The sequence below is a fragment of the Aquipuribacter sp. SD81 genome (assembly GCF_037153975.1).
Taxonomy (GTDB): Bacteria; Actinomycetota; Actinomycetes; order Actinomycetales; family JBBAYJ01; genus Aquipuribacter.
The window spans coordinates 31,575-47,883 of record NZ_JBBAYJ010000001.1 but is presented as its reverse complement, the minus strand read 5'-3'; the positions used below and the strand labels follow the sequence as shown (position 1 = coordinate 47,883).

The following is a 16,309-nucleotide window of genomic DNA, read 5'->3' as shown; positions in this document are numbered from 1 at the left end:
CTCCTGACCTGTCTCGGGAGGTACCGCCGCCTCAGCGGCGGCGGCCCTTCCGGTCGTCCTTCTCGTGCCCGCGGAAGGTGCGGGTGGGGGCGAACTCGCCCAGCTTGTGACCGACCATCGACTCGGTGACGAACACCGGGACGTGCTTGCGGCCGTCGTGCACCGCGATCGTGTGGCCGAGCATGTCGGGCACGATCATCGAGCGGCGCGACCAGGTCTTGATGACGTTCTTGGTCCCGGCCTCGTTCTGCGCGTCCACCTTCTTGGCGAGGTGGTCGTCGACGAAGGGGCCCTTCTTCAGGCTGCGTGGCATCGTCGCAACTCCTCTCAGCGCTTCTTGCCGGTCTTGCGGCGGCGGACGATCTGCTTGTCGCTGGCCTTGTTCGGCCGGCGGGTACGACCCTCGGGCTTGCCCCAGGGGCTGACGGGGTGACGGCCACCGGAGGTCTTGCCCTCACCACCGCCGTGCGGGTGGTCGACCGGGTTCATGACGACACCGCGGACGGTCGGGCGCTTGCCCTTCCAGCGCATGCGGCCGGCCTTGCCCCAGCTGATGTTCGACTGCTCGGCGTTGCCGACCTCGCCGACGGTCGCGCGGCAGCGCACGTCGACGTTGCGGATCTCCCCCGAGGGCATGCGCAGCTGCGCGTTGCCGCCCTCGCGGGCGACCAGCTGGACGCTGGCGCCGGCCGAGCGGGCGATCTTCGCGCCGCCACCGGGACGGAGCTCGATCGCGTGCACGACCGTGCCGACCGGGATGTTGCGCAGCGGCAGGTTGTTGCCGGGCTTGATGTCGGCCCCGGGGCCGTTCTCCACCACGTCGCCCTGCTTGAGCCGGAACGGCGCGAGGATGTAGCGCTTCTCGCCGTCGGCGTAGTGCAGCAGCGCGATGCGCGCGGTGCGGTTGGGGTCGTACTCGATGTGCGCGACCTTCGCGTTGACCCCGTCCTTGTCGTTGCGACGGAAGTCGATCACCCGGTAGGCGCGCTTGTGCCCGCCGCCCTGGTGCCGCGTCGTGATGCGCCCGGAGTTGTTGCGCCCGCCCTTCTTGGACAGGGGGCGCACGAGCGACTTCTCGGGCTCGCTACGGGTGACCTCGACGAAGTCGGCGACCGAGGAGCCGCGGCGACCGGGGGTCGTCGGCTTGTACTTGCGGATGGCCATGTGCAGTCAGTCCTCGTCAGTCCTCGGCCGTCAGCCGACCGGTCCGAAGATGTCGATCGAGCCCTCGCGGAGGGTGACGATCGCGCGCTTCGTGTCCTTGCGGCGGCCGGTGCCGTAGCGGGTGCGGCGGGCCTTGCCCTGGCGGTTGATGATGTTGACGCCCTTGGTGGCGACCTTGACGCCGAAGACCTTCTCGACCGCGATCTTGATCTCGGTCTTCGTGGCGCGGGGGTCGACGAGGAAGGTGTACTTCCCCTCCTCCTGCAGCCCGTAGGACTTCTCGCTCACGACCGGCGCGAGCAGGATGTCGCGCGGGTCCTTGCCGACGTTGCTGAAGTCGCTCACTGCCCGGCCTCCGTCTCGCTGGTCGTGCCGGCACCGGTGCGGGCCGCGACGAACTCGTCGTAGGCGGCGCCGACGAACACGACGTCGTCCGAGCACAGCACGTCGTAGGTGTTGATCTGGTCGACGGCCAGGAGGTGCAGGCCGGCGATGTTGCGCACGCTCTTCCACGTGAGCTCGTCGTCCCGGCTCACGACCACGAGCAGGTTGGTCCGCTCGGTGAGCGCCGCGAGCGCCGCGACGGCCGCCTTGGTGCTCGGCACCTCGCCGCCGACGACCGACTCCAGCACGTGCACGCGGCCGTGGCGGGCCCGGTCCGACAGGGCCCCGCGCAGCGCGGCGGCCTTCATCTTCTTGGGCGTCTTCTGCGTGTAGTCGCGCGGCACGGGGCCGTGCACCACGCCACCGCCGGCGAACTGCGGCGCGCGGGTCGAGCCCTGGCGGGCGCGGCCGGTGCCCTTCTGGCGGTACGGCTTCTTGCCGCCGCCGGACACCTCGCCGCGGTTCTTCGCCTTGTGCGTGCCCTGGCGGGCCGCGGCGAGCTGCGCGACGACGACCTGGTGGATGAGCGGCACGTTGGTCTGCACGCCGAAGACGTCGGCGGGCAGGTCGACCGTGCGCGAGCTCGACCCGTCGGGTGCGGTGACCGGGACGGTCAGCGTCTCGGTGGTCTCGGCCCCGGGGGCCGCGGTCTGGGTCGCCATGTCAGGCCCCCTTCTTGCTGGCGGTCTTCAGCAGCACGACGCCGCCGCGGGGACCGGGGACCGCGCCCTTGACCAGGACGTAGCCGCGCTCGGCGTCCACCGCGTGCACGGTGAGGTTCTGGGTGGTCTGGCGGGCACCGCCCATGCGGCCGGCCATGCGGACGCCCTTGAAGACGCGACCGGGGGTCGCGCAGGCGCCGATCGAACCGGGCTTGCGGTGGTTGCGGTGGGCACCGTGCGAGGCGCTCACGCCCGCGAAGCCGTGGCGCTTCATGACGCCCGCGTGGCCCTTGCCCTTGGTGGTGCCGACGACGTCGACCACGTCGCCGTCCGCGAACGTGTCGAGCCCGACCTCCTGGCCGAGCTCGAGCTCGACCGTGGTCCGCACCTCGACGAGGTGGCGGCGCGGCGGCACGCCGGCGCGCTCGAAGTGCCCGCCCAGCGGCTTGTTCACCTTGCGCGGGTCGATCCGGCCGTAGCCGATCTGCACGGCGCGGTAGCCGTCCTTGTCCTCGGTGCGCACGTCGGTCACGACGTTGCCGGCCGCCTCGACGACCGTGACGGGCACGAGGACGTTGTTCTCGTCCCAGACCTGCGTCATGCCGAGCTTGCGGCCCAGCAGCGCCTTCACGTCTCTCTCGATGGTCACGATCGGTCCCTCAGAGCTTGATCTCGATGTCGACGCCCGCGGGGAGGTCGAGCCGCATGAGCGAGTCGACGGTCTTGGGCGTCGGGTCGAGGATGTCGATGAGCCGCTTGTGGGTGCGCATCTCGAAGTGCTCGCGGCTGTCCTTGTACTTGTGGGGCGAGCGGATGACGCAGTAGACGTTCTTCTCCGTCGGCAGCGGCACGGGGCCGGCGACGGAGGCGCCGGTGCGCGTGACCGTCTCGACGATCTTGCGCGCCGACGAGTCGATGACCTCGTGGTCGTAGGCCTTGAGCCTGATGCGGATCTTCTGTCCCGCCATGGCGTCGTCCACTCTCTCTCTTCGTACCGGTTCCCGGCCTCGTGCGGCCGCCATCCGGTGGTCGTGCGTCGGTGTCGTCCCCGTCCGACCCCCGCGGTCGGGCGTGTCGCACGCTCGCCGCAGGTACGGGGTGGTCTCGTGTGTGGTGCAGGGGGTCGCTCCCCCGGGCCGGCCACCGTGCTCCGCACGTCGGCCCCGCCCCGGGTGGCGCAGTAGTGCGCCGGGCAACCGCAGCAGTCTGTCAGACCGGGCGCCCGATCCCAAATCGGCCGCCGGCTGCCGGCGGCCCGCCGGCGCGCCCGTCGCCGGGCGCACGACGGCGGCGGCACCCCGGGTACCCGGGGCGCCGCCGCCGCTCAGATCACTTGAGGATCTTGGTGACGCGGCCGGCGCCGACCGTGCGGCCACCCTCGCGGATGGCGAAGCGGAGACCCTGCTCCATGGCGATCGGCTGGATGAGCTGCACGCTCATCTGGGTGTCGTCGCCGGGCATGACCATCTCGGTGCCCTCGGGCAGCGTGATGACGCCGGTGACGTCGGTGGTGCGGAAGTAGAACTGCGGGCGGTAGTTCGAGTAGAACGGGTTGTGACGGCCGCCCTCGTCCTTCGACAGGATGTAGACCTGCGCCTCGAAGTCCGTGTGCGGGGTGATCGACCCCGGCTTGCAGACGACCTGGCCGCGCTCGACGTCCTCGCGCTTGATGCCGCGGAGCAGCAGGCCGACGTTCTCGCCCGCGCGTGCCTCGTCGAGGAGCTTGCGGAACATCTCGACACCTGTGACCGTCGTCTTGGTCGACGAGTCCTTGATGCCGACGATCTCGATCTCCTCGTTGACCTTGAGGATGCCGCGCTCGGCGCGGCCGGTCACGACGGTGCCGCGGCCGGTGATCGTGAAGACGTCCTCGATCGGCATGAGGAACGGCTGGTCGACGGCGCGCTCCGGCTCCGGGATCGCGGTGTCGACGGCGTTCATGAGCTCGAGCAGCTTCTCGCTCCACTCGGCGTCGCCCTCGAGCGCCTTCAGCGCCGAGACGCGGACGACGGGGACGTCGTCGCCGGGGAACTCGTACTGGCTGAGCAGGTCGCGGACCTCGACCTCGACGAGCTCGAGGATCTCCTCGTCGTCGACCATGTCGGCCTTGTTCAGAGCGACGACGATGTAGGGGACGCCGACCTGGCGGGCCAGGAGGACGTGCTCCTTCGTCTGCGGCATCGGGCCGTCGGTGGCGGCGACCACGAGGATCGCGCCGTCCATCTGGGCCGCGCCGGTGATCATGTTCTTGATGTAGTCGGCGTGACCGGGGCAGTCGACGTGCGCGTAGTGACGGTTCTCCGTCTGGTACTCGACGTGCGCGATCGAGATCGTGATCCCGCGCTCGCGCTCCTCGGGGGCCTTGTCGATCTGGTCGAACGGCGAGGCCTGGTTGAGGTCGGGGTACTTGTCGTGCAGCACCTTCGTGATCGCCGCGGTGAGCGTCGTCTTGCCGTGGTCGATGTGACCGATGGTGCCGATGTTGACGTGCGGCTTGGTCCGCTCGAACTTCGCCTTGGCCACTGGGGGCTCCTCCTCGGGCTGTTCTCCGCCGGCGAGGTTCGCCCGACGGTGGTCTTGGGTGTGGTGCGGTGTTCAGGTCTGGTGCTCTGACGGTGGTACGCGACCGGGGGCAAGCCTAGACCGCCCCCGAGGGGTCACTCGCCGCGGACCTTCTTGACGATCTCCTCGGCCACGTTGCGCGGGACCTCGGCGTAGGAGTTGAACTGCATGGTGTACATCGCGCGACCCTGGGTGCGCGAGCGCAGGTCCCCGACGTAGCCGAACATCTCCGACAGCGGCACGAGGGCCTTGACGACCTTGGCGCCGGAGACGTCGTCCATCGACTGCATCTGCCCACGACGGGAGTTGATGTCACCGATGACGTCGCCCATGTAGTCCTCGGGCGTCCGGACCTCGACGGCCATGATCGGCTCGAGCAGGACGGGGTCCGCCTTGCGGGCCGCCTCCTTGAAGCCGGCGGAGCCGGCGATCTTGAAGGCGAGCTCGGAGGAGTCGACGTCGTGCGCCGCGCCGTCCGTCAGGGTCGCCTTGACGCCGACCATCGGGTAGCCCGCGAGCACGCCGACCTGCATGGCGTCCTGGAAGCCGGCGTCGACGCTGGGGATGTACTCCCGCGGGACGCGACCACCGGTCACCTTGTTGTCGAACTCGTACTGCACGCCCTCCTCGGCGTCGACGAGGGGCTCGATCGTGAACTGGATCTTCGCGAACTGCCCCGAGCCACCCGTCTGCTTCTTGTGGGTGTAGGAGTACTTGTCGACGACGCGGCGGATGGTCTCGCGGTACGCGACCTGCGGCTTGCCGACGTTCGCCTCGACCTTGAACTCGCGCCGCATGCGGTCGACGAGGATGTCGAGGTGGAGCTCGCCCATGCCCTTGATGATGGTCTGGCCGGTCTCCTCGTCGAGCTCCACCTGGAAGGTGGGGTCCTCGTCCGCGAGCTTCTGGATCGCGACGGAGAGCTTCTCCTGGTCGGACTTGGTCTTCGGCTCGATGGCGACGTTGATGACCGGGTCCGGGAACGTCATGGACTCGAGCACGACCTGCTGCTGCGGGTCGCAGAGCGTGTCGCCGGTGGTCGTGTCCTTGAGGCCGATCATCGCGTAGATGTGGCCGGCCTGGGCGTTCTCGACCGGGTTCTCCTTGTTGGAGTGCATCTGGAAGAGCTTCCCGATGCGCTCCTTCTTGCCCTTGGTCGAGTTGATCACCTGGGCGCCGGAGTCGACGTTGCCGGAGTACACCCGCACGTACGTGAGCTTGCCGAAGAACGGGTGCGCGGCGACCTTGAAGGCCAGCGCCGAGAACGGCTCGTCGGAGGACGGCTTGCGGATGATCTCGACGGTCTCGTCGCGCGTGTCGTGGCCGATCATCGGCGGCACGTCGAGGGGCGTTGGGAGGTAGTCGATGACGGCGTCGAGCACGGGCTGCACGCCCTTGTTCTTGAACGCCGAGCCGCACAGGACCGGGTACGCCTCGCCGGCGATCGTGAGCTTGCGGACGGCCACCTTGATCTCCTCCGGGGAGATCTCCTCGCCGCCGAGGTACTTCTCGAGGAGCTCCTCGTCGGTCTCCGCGACGGCCTCGATGAGGGCGTTGCGGTACTCCTCGACCTTGTCGACCATGTCGGCCGGCACGTCCTCGATCGTGTAGTCCTCGCCCTTCTGCACCTCGCCGCGCCACGTGAGGGCGCGCTTGTAGACGAGGTCGACGACGCCGATGAAGTCGCTCTCGGAGCCGATCGGCAGCTGCAGCGGCAGCGGCTTGGCACCGAGGCGCTCCACGATCGTGCGGACCGTGAAGTAGAAGTCCGCGCCGAGCTTGTCCATCTTGTTGACGAAGCAGATGCGGGGGACGTTGTACTTGTCCGCCTGGCGCCACACCGTCTCCGACTGCGGCTCCACGCCCTCCTTGCCGTCGAACACCGCGACGGCGCCGTCGAGGACGCGCAGCGACCGCTCGACCTCGACGGTGAAGTCGACGTGGCCGGGCGTGTCGATGATGTTGATCTGGTTGTTCTCCCAGAAGCACGTCGTCGCGGCGGACGTGATGGTGATGCCGCGCTCCTGCTCCTGCTCCATCCAGTCCATCGTCGCGGCGCCGTCGTGCACCTCGCCGATCTTGTAGTTGATGCCGGTGTAGAACAGGATCCGCTCGGTCGTCGTGGTCTTGCCGGCGTCGATGTGCGCCATGATCCCGATGTTGCGGACCTTGGTGAGGTCGGTCAGGACGTCCTGAGCCACGGTTGGCCTTCCTGGTTCGTGGGGCGGGCGGGTGCGGGACGGACTCCGGCCGGCCGCCCCTCGCGGGGCGCCGGCCGTCGTGTCACCAGCGGTAGTGGGCGAACGCCTTGTTCGACTCCGCCATCTTGTGCATGTCCTCGCGGCGCTTCACGGAGGCACCGAGGCCGTTGCTGGCGTCGAGGATCTCGTTCATGAGGCGCTCGGTCATCGTCTTCTCGCGGCGGGCGCGGGCGAAGGTGACGAGCCAGCGCAGCGCGAGCGTCGTCGAGCGCGAGGGGCGCACGTCGACCGGCACCTGGTAGGTCGAGCCACCGACGCGGCGCGAGCGGACCTCGAGCGCGGGCTTCACGTTGTCCAGCGCGCGCTTGAGGATGATGACGGGGTCGTTGCCGGTCTTGGCGCGGGCACCCTCGAGGGCGCCGTACACCGTGCGCTCGGCGACGGACTTCTTGCCGTCGAGGAGCACCTTGTTGACCAGCTGGGTCACCAGCGGGGAGCTGTAGACCGGGTCGACGACGAGCGGCCGCTTGGGGGCGGGACCCTTACGAGGCATCAGCCCTTCTCCTTCTTCGCGCCGTAGCGGGAACGCGCCTGCTTGCGGTTCTTCACGCCCTGGGTGTCGAGCGAGCCGCGCACGATCTTGTAGCGGACGCCCGGGAGGTCCTTCACGCGGCCGCCGCGCACGAGCACCATCGAGTGCTCCTGCAGGTTGTGGCCGACGCCGGGGATGTACGCGGTGACCTCGATGCCGTTCGACAGCCGCACGCGGGCGACCTTGCGCAGCGCCGAGTTCGGCTTCTTCGGCGTGGTCGTGTAGACGCGCGTGCAGACGCCGCGGCGCTGGGGGGACCCCTTGAGCGCGGGCGTCGAGTTCTTGACCGGCTTGTCCTGGCGGCCCTTGCGCACCAGCTGCTGGATCGTGGGCACCTCGGCGGTACTCCCTACTTCGTGTCGTGGTTGTGCCTGGTCGGGGTCTGACCCCCGCGGTCGGGCGTGTCGCGCTGCCCTGGGAACCCCCGGACCTGCTCGAGGGGCGGGAGGGGGTGGCCCGGCGCCGCGGTGGTCCTGCGGCACGCGCGATGACCCGGTCGGACCGGGCAGCTCGGGAGAGGGTAACCGGCCCGAGCGTGACGGGTCAAAACGCCCCGGGGCGCCGGGTGGCGCCCCCGGGCACCGGCGCGGCCGGGACGACCACGGGGGTCGCCGCCGGCCGCGCCGGGCGGTGCGGAGGAGCTGCTCAGCGGTAGGAGCCGCCGAAGTCGAGGTCCTCGAGCGGGACGGCCTGCCCCGAGCCGGCGCCGAACGGCGCGTAGTCGCCGTCGTCGTAGCTCGGCAGCGTGTACATCGCCGCCTTCGCCTCCTCCGTCGGCTCGACCGTGACGTCGCGGTAGCGCGACAGGCCGGTGCCGGCCGGGATCAGCTTGCCGATGATGACGTTCTCCTTGAGGCCGACCAGCGGGTCGGACTTGGCGTTCATCGCCGCGTCCGTCAGCACCCGGGTGGTCTCCTGGAAGGAGGCCGCGGACAGCCACGACTCCGTCGCGAGCGACGCCTTCGTGATGCCCATGAGCTCCGGGCGCCCCGACGCGGGCTTGCCGCCGTTGCGCACGACCTCGCGGTTCGTCGTCTCGAAGCGCGCCCGCTCGGTCAGCTCGCCCGGCAGCAGGTCGCTGTCGCCGGAGTCGATGATCGTGACCCGCTTGAGCATCTGCCGGACGATGACCTCGATGTGCTTGTCGTGGATCGTCACGCCCTGGCTGCGGTAGACCCGCTGCACCTCGTCGACCAGGTGCTGCTGCACCTTGCGCGGGCCGAGCAGGCGGAGCACCTGCTTGGGGTCCACGACGCCGGCCACGAGCTGCTGGCCGACCACGACGGGGTCGCCGTCCTTGACCAGCAGCTTGGCGCGCGTGCTGACGGCGACCTCGATCTCCTCGCTGCCGTCGTCGGGCACCACCGTCACGCCGGTGACGACCTCGGCCTCGTTGCGCTCCAGGCGCACGCGACCGGTCACCTCCGCGATGGGCGCGTTGCCCTTCGGGGTGCGGGCCTCGAACAGCTCGACGACGCGGGGCAGACCCTGCGTGATGTCGTCGCCGGCCACACCACCGGTGTGGAAGGTCCGCATGGTCAGCTGCGTGCCGGGCTCGCCGATCGACTGCGCCGCCACGATGCCGACGGCCTCGCCGATGTCGACGAGCTTGCCGGTCGCGAGCGAGCGGCCGTAGCAGCGCGCGCACGTGCCGACGTGCGACTCGCACGTGAGGACCGAGCGCACCTTGACCTCGCGCACGCCGGCCGCGATGAGCCGGTCGATGACGACGTCACCGAGGTCGGTGTTGGCCGTGGCGACGACCTCGCCGTCCACCTCGACGTCGACCGCGAGGTTGCGGGCGTACACCGTGGACTCCACGTGCTCGTCCTTGGTGAGGACGCCCTCGCTGTTGTCGGTGCCGATCGGCATGACGAGGCCGCGCTCGGTCCCGCAGTCGTCCTCGCGGACGATCACGTCCTGGCTGACGTCCACCAGACGACGGGTGAGGTACCCGGAGTCGGCGGTGCGCAGGGCGGTGTCGGCGAGGCCCTTGCGGGCACCGTGCGTGGAGATGAAGAACTCGAGCACCGACAGGCCCTCGCGGAAGTTCGACTTGATCGGCCGCGGGATGATCTCGCCCTTCGGGTTCGCCACCAGGCCCCGCATGGCGGCGATCTGACGCATCTGCATCATGTTGCCGCGGGCGCCGGAGGTGACCATCCGGTAGATCGTGTTGGTGTCGGTGAGGTTCTCCTCCATCGCCTTCGCGACGGTGTCGGTGGCCTCGGTCCAGATCTCGATGAGCTCCGAACGGCGCTCGTCGTCGGTGATGAGACCGCGCTCGTACTGGCTCTGCACCTTGTCCGCGCGGGTCTCGTACGCCTCGAGGATCTGCGTCTTGTTGGCCGGCGGCACGACGTCGCTGAGGGCGACTGTCGTGCCGGAGCGGGTCGCCCAGTGGAACCCGGCCTCCTTGAGCGCGTCGAGGGTCGCCGCGACCTGCACCTTGGGGTAGCGCTCGGCGAGGTCGTAGACGATCGCCGACAGCTTCTTCTTGTCGACGGTGTAGTTGACGAAGGGGAAGCCCTCCGGCAGCGCCTCGTTGAACAGCGCCCGGCCGAGCGTCGTGTGCAGCCGCACCGGCTCGCCCTCGACGTGACCCTCCGGCGCCTCCCAGCCCTGCGGCGGGGTGACGTCGGTGAAGCGGATCTGCACCTCGGAGCCGACCGCGATCTCACCGCGGTCGTGGGCCATGAGGGCCTCGGACACGTCGGAGAAGACGCGCCCCTCCCCCGGCGCCTCGGCCACGTTCTTGGTGAGGTGGTAGAGGCCGATGATCATGTCCTGGGTCGGCATGGTCACGGGACGGCCGTCGGACGGCTTGAGGATGTTGTTGCTCGAGAGCATGAGGATGCGGGCCTCAGCCTGCGCCTCCGCGCTCAGCGGCAGGTGGACGGCCATCTGGTCGCCGTCGAAGTCCGCGTTGAACGCGGTGCAGACGAGCGGGTGGATCTGGATGGCCTTGCCCTCGACCAGCTGCGGCTCGAAGGCCTGGATGCCGAGGCGGTGCAGCGTCGGTGCGCGGTTGAGCAGCACGGGGTGCTCGGCGATGACCTCCTCGAGCACGTCCCACACGACCGAGCGCGAGCGCTCGACCATCCGCTTGGCGGACTTGATGTTCTGGGCGTGGTTGAGGTCGACGAGCCGCTTCATGACGAACGGCTTGAACAGCTCCAGCGCCATCTGCTTGGGCAGGCCGCACTGGTGCAGCTTCAGCTGCGGGCCGACGACGATGACCGAGCGGCCGGAGTAGTCGACGCGCTTGCCGAGGAGGTTCTGGCGGAACCGGCCCTGCTTGCCCTTGAGCATGTCCGACAGCGACTTGAGCGCCCGGTTGCCCGGGCCCGTGACGGGCCGGCCGCGGCGGCCGTTGTCGAACAGCGCGTCGACGGCCTCCTGGAGCATGCGCTTCTCGTTGTTGACGATGATCTCGGGCGCGCCCAGGTCGAGGAGGCGCTTGAGGCGGTTGTTGCGGTTGATGACACGGCGGTACAGGTCGTTGAGGTCGCTGGTGGCGAAGCGGCCGCCGTCGAGCTGGACCATGGGCCGCAGGTCCGGCGGGATGACCGGGACGCAGTCGAGCACCATGCCGAGCGGGGAGTTCGTCGTCGACAGGAACGCCGAGACGACCTTGAGCCGCTTGAGGGCACGGGTCTTCTTCTGGCCCTTGCCGGTCGCGATGATCTCGCGGAGGTTGCCCGCCTCGGCCTCGAGGTCGAAGGTCTCGAGGCGCTTCTGCAGCGCCGCGGCACCCATCCCGCCCTCGAAGTACATGCCGAAGCGCAGCCGCATCTCGCGGTACAGCTGCTCGTCGCCCTCGAGGTCCTGGACCTTGAGGTTCTTGAAGCGGTCCCAGACGGCCTCGAGCTTGTCGAGCTCCTGGGTCGCGCGACGGCGCATCTGCGACATCTCGCGCTCGGCGCCCTCGCGCACCTTGCGGCGCACGTCGGCCTTGGCGCCCTCGGCCTCGAGCTCGGCGAGGTCGGACTCGAGCTTCTTGGCCCGCTCCTCGATGTCGGCGTCGCGCCGCTTCTCGATCTCGGCCTTCTCGTTGAGGATGCCGGTCTCCAGCGACGACAGGTCGCGGTGGCGCGCCTCGACGTCGACGTGGGTGATCATGTAGGCCGCGAAGTAGATGACCTTCTCGAGGTCCTTCGGCGCGAGGTCGAGCAGGTAGCCGAGCCGGCTCGGGACGCCCTTGAAGTACCAGATGTGGGTGACGGGGGCGGCGAGCTCGATGTGGCCCATCCGCTCACGGCGCACCTTGGCGCGGGTCACCTCGACGCCGCAGCGCTCGCAGATGATGCCCTTGAACCGGACGCGCTTGTACTTGCCGCAGTAGCACTCCCAGTCCCGGGTCGGACCGAAGATCTTCTCGCAGAAGAGCCCGTCCTTCTCCGGCTTGAGGGTGCGGTAGTTGATCGTCTCGGGCTTCTTCACCTCGCCGTGCGACCAGGCCCGGATGTTGTCGGCGGTCGCGAGGCCGATGCGGAGCTCGTCGAAGAAGTTGACGTCGAGCACGTGTGTCCTTCTCTCGTGGTTCCTAGGTGTGGTCTGACCGGTGGCCGGCGGTGGCGCGGGAGCCGCTGGGCGGCTCCCGCACCGGACCGTCAGACCTCTTCGACGCTGCTCGGCTCCCGCCGGGACAGGTCGATGCCGAGCTCCTCCGCCGCACGGAAGACGTCGTCGTCGGAGTCACGCATCTCGATCGAGGTGCCGTCGCTGGAGAGCACCTCGACGTTCAGGCACAGCGACTGCATCTCCTTGATGAGGACCTTGAAGGACTCGGGGATGCCGGGCTCCGGGATGTTGTCGCCCTTGACGATCGCCTCGTAGACCTTCACGCGGCCGAGGACGTCGTCGGACTTGATCGTGAGGAGCTCCTGCAGCGCGTAGCTCGCGCCGTACGCCTCGAGCGCCCACACCTCCATCTCGCCGAACCGCTGGCCGCCGAACTGGGCCTTACCGCCCAGGGGCTGCTGCGTGATCATCGAGTAGGGGCCGGTCGAGCGGGCGTGGATCTTGTCGTCGACCAGGTGGTGGAGCTTGAGGATGTACATGTAGCCGACGCTCACCGGCTCGGGGAACGGCTCGCCGGAGCGGCCGTCGAGCAGGCGGGCCTTGCCCTCGGCGCCGACCAGGCGGTCGCCGTCGCGGTTCGGCCGGGTGGCCGTGAGGAGGCCCGTGACCTCGTCCTCGGTCGCGCCGTCGAAGACGGGGCTCGCGACGTTGGTGCCGGGCGGGGCCTCGCGCACGAGGTCGGGCAGGCGCCCGGCCCACTCCGGCGTCCCCTCGATCTGCCAGCCCTGGCTGGCGATCCAGCCGAGGTGCAGCTCGAGGATCTGGCCGATGTTCATGCGGCCGGGCACGCCGAGCGGGTTCAGGACGACGTCGACCGGGGTGCCGTCCTCGAGGAACGGCATGTCCTCCACGGGCAGGATCTTGGAGATGACGCCCTTGTTGCCGTGGCGGCCGGCGAGCTTGTCACCGTCGGTGATCTTGCGCTTCTGGGCGACGTAGACGCGGACGAGCTGGTTGACGCCCGGGGGCAGCTCGTCGCCCTCGTCGCGGTCGAAGACGCGGACGCCGATGACGGTGCCGGTCTCGCCGTGCGGCACCTTGAGGGAGGTGTCGCGGACCTCGCGCGCCTTCTCGCCGAAGATCGCGCGGAGCAGGCGCTCCTCGGGGGTCAGCTCGGTCTCGCCCTTGGGCGTCACCTTGCCGACGAGGATGTCACCGGGCACGACCTCGGCGCCGATGCGGATGATGCCGCGCTCGTCGAGGTCCGCGAGGACCTCCTCGCCGACGTTCGGGATGTCCCGGGTGATCTCCTCGGGGCCGAGCTTCGTGTCGCGGGCGTCGACCTCGTGCTCCTCGATGTGGATCGAGGACAGGACGTCGTCCTGCACGAGGCGCTGCGACAGGATGATCGCGTCCTCGTAGTTGAGGCCCTCCCACGGCATGAACGCCACGAGCAGGTTGCGCCCGAGCGCCATCTCGCCGCCGTCGGTCGAGGGGCCGTCGGCGAGGACGGTGCCGGCCTCGACGCGCTGCCCGGAGTCGACGAGCACGCGCTGGTTGTAGCTCGTGCCCTGGTTGGAGCGGCGGAACTTGTGGACCCGGTAGGTGCGGTACGTGCCGTCGTCCTGCTGGATGGTGACGGCGTCGGCCGCCACCTCCTGCACGACGCCGGGCGCCTCGGCCACGACGACGTCGCCGCCGTCGACCGCCGCACGCAGCTCCATGCCGGTGCCGACGTACGGCGCCTCGGCGCGCACGAGCGGGACGGCCTGGCGCTGCATGTTCGAGCCCATGAGGGCGCGGTTGGAGTCGTCGTGCTCGAGGAACGGGATCATCGCGGTCGCGACCGAGGAGATCTGGCGCGCCGAGACGTCCATGTAGTCGACCTCGTCGCCGTGGACGTAGTCGACCTCGCCGCCGCGGGTGCGGACGAGGACGCGCTCCTCGGCGAAGCGGTTGGCGTCGTCGAGCGGGGCGTTCGCCTGCGCGACGACGAAGTTGTCCTCCTCGTCGGCCGTCAGGTAGTCGACGGCGTCGGTGACCGTGCCGTCGGTCACCCGGCGGTACGGCGTCTCGACGAAGCCGAAGGAGTTGATGCGCGCGTACGTCGCGAGCGAGCCGATGAGGCCGATGTTCGGGCCCTCCGGGGTCTCGATCGGGCACATGCGGCCGTAGTGCGACGGGTGCACGTCACGCACCTCGAAGCCGGCGCGGTCGCGGGACAGACCACCGGGGCCCAGCGCGGACAGACGACGCTTGTGCGTCAGGCCGGCGAGCGGGTTGTTCTGGTCCATGAACTGCGACAGCTGGGACGTCCCGAAGAACTCCTTGATCGCGGCGACGACCGGACGGATGTTGATGAGGCTCTGCGGCGTGATCGCCTCGACGTCGGAGGTCGTCATGCGCTCGCGGACGACGCGCTCCATCCGGGACAGGCCCGTGCGGACCTGGTTCTGGATGAGCTCGCCGACGCTGCGCAGGCGGCGGTTGCCGAAGTGGTCGATGTCGTCGACCTCGACCCGCAGCTCGACCTGCTCGCCCTCGCGGGCGCCGAGCAGCGGACGGCGCTCGCCGCCGGTCTGGGCCGCGTTCTCGTTGGCGTGCAGCGTGACGAGGAACTTCAGCGTCGCGACGATGTCCTGCAGCGTCAGCGTGGAGTCGCCGAGCGGCTTGTCGACCCCGAGCTTCCGGTTGATCTTGTACCGGCCGACCTTCGCGAGGTCGTAGCGCTTGGGGTTGAAGTACAGGTTGTCGAGCAGCGTCTGGGCCGCCTCGCGCGTCGGGGGCTCGCCCGGGCGCAGCTTGCGGTACAGGTCGAGCAGCGCGGCGTCGGAGTCGGCCGTCGTGTCCTTGTCGAGCGTGCCGAGCATGGAGTCGAAGCCGGCGAACTCCTCGCGGATCTCCTGCTCGGTCATGCCGAGGGCCTTGAGGAAGACCGTCACCGACTGCTTGCGCTTGCGGTCGACGCGCACGCCGACGGCGTCGCGCTTGTCGATCTCGAACTCGAGCCACGCGCCGCGGCTCGGGATGAGCTTCGCGGTGTAGACGTCCTTGTCGCTCGTCTTGTCGCGGACGCGCTCGAAGTACGCGCCCGGCGAGCGGACGAGCTGGGAGACGACGACGCGCTCGGTGCCGTTGATGACGAAGGTGCCGCGGTCGGTCATGAGCGGGAAGTCGCCCATGAAGACCGTCTGGCTCTTGATCTCGCCGGTCGTCATGTTCATGAACTCGGCGGTGACGAAGAGCGGCGCAGCGTACGTCATGTCCTTGTCGCGGCACTCCTCCACCGTGTACTTCGGGGGCTCGAAGCGGTGGTCGCGGAACGACAGCGACATCGTCTCGGAGAAGTCCTCGATCGGGGAGATCTCCTCGAAGATCTCCGCGAGGCCGGACAGGCCGGGCTCCTCACCGAGCTCGGCGCAGCGGGCGAGCCAGTCGTCGTTGCCGAGCAGCCAGTCGAAGCTCTCGGTCTGCAGGGCGAGGAGGTCGGGGACCTCGAGTGGTTCGCGGATCTTGGCGAAAGAGGGGCGGGGGTTCACCGGTACGGGCTGAACACGGGGAGCGGGCGCGGTGCGCGAGGCGACCAAGACGGGTCCTTCCACGGGCCTGCTGATGGTTTTTTGGGCACGCCTGACACCCGTGGTCAAATCCACGGGGCCAGAAGATGGGCAGCAAAGGACAACGATAGGCGCTCGTGCCCACCAAGGCAAATCGCCCTGGCCCCCGCACGGTGCGTGCGGGGGCCAGGGCGACGTGGTCCTCCCGGGCTGCCGGCGCCGGAGGGCGCCGGCGGCCTCAGGAGGTGGGTGTCACTTGACGGTGACGGTGGCGCCGGCGGCCTCGAGCTTGCCCTTGGCAGCCTCGGCGGCCTCCTTGTCGACCTTCTCCAGGACGGCCTTGGGGGCGCCGTCGACGAGGTCCTTGGCCTCCTTGAGGCCGAGGCTCGTGAGCGCGCGCACCTCCTTGATGACCTGGATCTTCTTGTCGCCGGCGGCCTCGAGGACGACGTCGAACTCGTCCTGCTCCTCCGCGGCGGGGGCCTCGGCGCCACCGGCGGCACCACCGGCGGCCGCGACGGCGACCGGGGCGGCGGCGGTGACCTCGAAGGTCTCCTCGAACTTCTTCACGAACTCCGAGAGCTCGAGGAGGGTCATGTCCTTGAACTGCTCGAGCAGCTCGTCGGCGCTGAGCTTCGCCATGAGGGTGTCTCCTGATCTGGG

13 protein-coding genes are annotated in these 16,309 nt (G+C 69.5%); all 13 read right to left on the bottom strand.

From position 1 onward, the window contains the following. Positions 1-31: 31 nt before the first annotated feature. Entirely contained in the window at positions 32-313 is a 282-nt protein-coding gene (gene rpsS / locus WAA21_RS00245; RefSeq protein ID WP_336920718.1) for a 30S ribosomal protein S19, read from the bottom strand. 14 nt (positions 314-327) lie between these two features. Continuing rightward, positions 328-1,164: a 50S ribosomal protein L2 gene (gene rplB / locus WAA21_RS00240; RefSeq protein WP_336920717.1), complete on the bottom strand. Its 837-nt coding sequence runs from the start codon at positions 1,162-1,164 to the stop codon at positions 328-330. A 30-nt stretch (positions 1,165-1,194) separates the two neighbouring features. After that, on the bottom strand, positions 1,195-1,509 hold the full coding sequence (rplW, locus tag WAA21_RS00235) for a 50S ribosomal protein L23 (protein ID WP_336920716.1): 315 nt from the start codon (positions 1,507-1,509) through the stop codon (positions 1,195-1,197). Next, entirely contained in the window at positions 1,506-2,210 is a 705-nt protein-coding gene (rplD, locus tag WAA21_RS00230; protein ID WP_336920715.1) for a 50S ribosomal protein L4, read from the bottom strand. Before rplD ends, rplW begins: the two co-directional genes overlap by 4 nt. Position 2,211: 1 nt before the next feature. Next, complete coding sequence (rplC, locus tag WAA21_RS00225) at positions 2,212-2,859, bottom strand: 50S ribosomal protein L3 (protein WP_336920714.1); 648 nt, start codon at positions 2,857-2,859, stop codon at positions 2,212-2,214. Between the two features lie 10 nt (positions 2,860-2,869). Further along, a complete protein-coding gene (gene rpsJ / locus WAA21_RS00220; RefSeq protein WP_336920713.1) occupies positions 2,870-3,178 on the bottom strand; it encodes a 30S ribosomal protein S10 in 309 nt (102 codons plus the stop codon). Between the two features lie 361 nt (positions 3,179-3,539). Continuing rightward, complete coding sequence (tuf, locus tag WAA21_RS00215) at positions 3,540-4,733, bottom strand: elongation factor Tu (RefSeq protein ID WP_336920712.1); 1,194 nt, start codon at positions 4,731-4,733, stop codon at positions 3,540-3,542. Between the two features lie 134 nt (positions 4,734-4,867). Continuing rightward, positions 4,868-6,973 carry an elongation factor G gene (gene fusA, locus WAA21_RS00210; protein WP_336920711.1) on the bottom strand — a complete coding sequence of 702 codons (2,106 nt, stop codon included), beginning with the start codon at positions 6,971-6,973 and terminating at the stop codon, positions 4,868-4,870. A gap of 82 nt (positions 6,974-7,055) precedes the next feature. Next, positions 7,056-7,526: a 30S ribosomal protein S7 gene (gene rpsG / locus WAA21_RS00205; RefSeq protein ID WP_336920710.1), complete on the bottom strand. Its 471-nt coding sequence runs from the start codon at positions 7,524-7,526 to the stop codon at positions 7,056-7,058. Beyond that, on the bottom strand, positions 7,526-7,900 hold the full coding sequence (gene rpsL / locus WAA21_RS00200) for a 30S ribosomal protein S12 (RefSeq protein WP_336920709.1): 375 nt from the start codon (positions 7,898-7,900) through the stop codon (positions 7,526-7,528). The genes rpsG and rpsL overlap by 1 nt, the downstream gene beginning before the upstream one ends. Positions 7,901-8,210: 310 nt before the next feature. After that, positions 8,211-12,089 (bottom strand): DNA-directed RNA polymerase subunit beta', encoded by a 3,879-nt coding sequence (locus WAA21_RS00195; RefSeq protein WP_336920708.1) that lies wholly within the window; start codon positions 12,087-12,089, stop codon positions 8,211-8,213. A gap of 89 nt (positions 12,090-12,178) precedes the next feature. Beyond that, positions 12,179-15,676 carry a DNA-directed RNA polymerase subunit beta gene (gene rpoB / locus WAA21_RS00190; protein WP_442893205.1) on the bottom strand — a complete coding sequence of 1,166 codons (3,498 nt, stop codon included), beginning with the start codon at positions 15,674-15,676 and terminating at the stop codon, positions 12,179-12,181. Between the two features lie 222 nt (positions 15,677-15,898). Next, a complete protein-coding gene (gene rplL / locus WAA21_RS00185; protein WP_336920706.1) occupies positions 15,899-16,288 on the bottom strand; it encodes a 50S ribosomal protein L7/L12 in 390 nt (129 codons plus the stop codon). Between the last annotated feature and the right edge of the window lie 21 nt (positions 16,289-16,309).